Origin of the sequence: Mucilaginibacter sp. SG564 (assembly GCF_013149275.1) — a bacterium.
Classification (GTDB): domain Bacteria; phylum Bacteroidota; class Bacteroidia; order Sphingobacteriales; family Sphingobacteriaceae; genus Mucilaginibacter.
On the sequence record NZ_JABGNA010000032.1, the window covers coordinates 1 to 1,435 of the forward strand.

The following is a 1,435-nucleotide window of genomic DNA, read 5'->3' on the forward strand; positions in this document are numbered from 1 at the left end:
TTACACTGCCCCCAAAAAGTTAGACACTTATTGGGGGCATTTTTATGATTAGATACAAGAAGCATAAGACAGAATTTAAGCTAAAGCTCATTAAAGCACATGAGGGAGGAGAATCAATAAATAGCTTATCAAAACGCTGGAATATTTCTACCTCACAGATCAGGAAGTGGATTGATCAATATAATTCATCAGGCTTACAGGGCATATCAAGAAAGGGCAAGCAGCAATACAGTGAAGAATTTAAGCTAACGGTCGTCCAGGCTTATGTTCAGAAAAATCTATCTTTGAGAGACTGCTGTCTGCAATTTGGCATTCCATCTATTGGCATCGTCAGTGTTTGGGTTCAGGCCCACGAGCATTTGGGAGCCAAAGGCCTAATCAGTCAGCCCAAAGGCCGTAAAGCTGTGAAAGAAAAGAAACCGCGTGCAAAAACCGATAAGCCGCTTACCAGATTAGAAGAGCTTGAAAAAGAGAACCTGTACTTACGGGCAGAGAATGAGTTGCTAAAAAAGCTCGAAGCCTTAGCTCAAAACAAAGAAACGACGCCAAAGAAAAAGCGTTAGCCATTGATGAGTTAAGGCATAAATATCCATTAGTGGTATTACTGGATATATTAAAAATGGCCAGAAGCAGTTACTATTATCATCTGAATACCAAATCTGTGTTAACCAAGCATGATGACGCCAAATCGCAGATCAAAAGCATTTATCACCGGCATAAGGGCAGGTACGGCTACAGGCGGATAGCATTACAGATGAAGCGTGAGGGCTGTATGATTAATCATAAAACCGTTTTAAAACTGATGGGTACGCTTGGCCTGAAATCCCTGATCAGAAGAAAAAAGTATAGGTCTTACAAAGGTGAGATAGGTAGGACAGTGCCTAACCTGTTAAACCGAAACTTCACCACAACAAGGCCAGGCCAGAAATGGGCAACAGATATTACAGAGTTCAAAGTGGGTGAGAAAAGACTGTACCTGTCGCCAGTCATAGAACTCTTCAATGGCGAGATCATCAGCTATAACTTGTCTGAATCACCCAACTTTGAACAAGTGCACCAGATGTTAAGAGATGCGTTCAAAAAGGTTGATAGTGCTCCAAACCTGATTTTACATTCCGACCAAGGGTGGCAATACCAAATGAAAAGGTATCAATACCTGCTAAAAGAGAATGGTATAATACAAAGTATGTCCAGAAAAGGTAACTGTCTGGACAATGCCATCATTGAAAACTTCTTTGGTATCATAAAATCTGAACTGTTCTACCTCCACAAGTACAGCGATATTGAAACATTAAAGAAAGACATCAAAGACTATATCGAATATTACAACAACGAGCGGATCAAACTCAATCTAAAAGGAATGAGCCCGGTAAAATACCGAGCTCATATTATGAATAGTTAAATTAACTTTGTCCAACTTTTGGGGTGCACTTCA

At 40.2% G+C, this 1,435-nt stretch carries 2 protein-coding genes; both read left to right on the top strand.

The genetic code is table 11. From position 1 onward, the window contains the following. Positions 1–44 precede the first annotated feature (44 nt). Complete coding sequence (locus tag FHW89_RS28565) at positions 45–563, top strand: helix-turn-helix domain-containing protein (RefSeq protein ID WP_172338453.1); 519 nt, start codon at positions 45–47, stop codon at positions 561–563. A gap of 2 nt (positions 564–565) precedes the next feature. Next, the gene (locus tag FHW89_RS28570; RefSeq protein WP_371742501.1) at positions 566–1,402 is read left to right on the top strand and encodes an IS3 family transposase; all 837 of its coding nucleotides are present in this window, start codon (positions 566–568) and stop codon (positions 1,400–1,402) included. Positions 1,403–1,435: the final 33 nt, after the last annotated feature.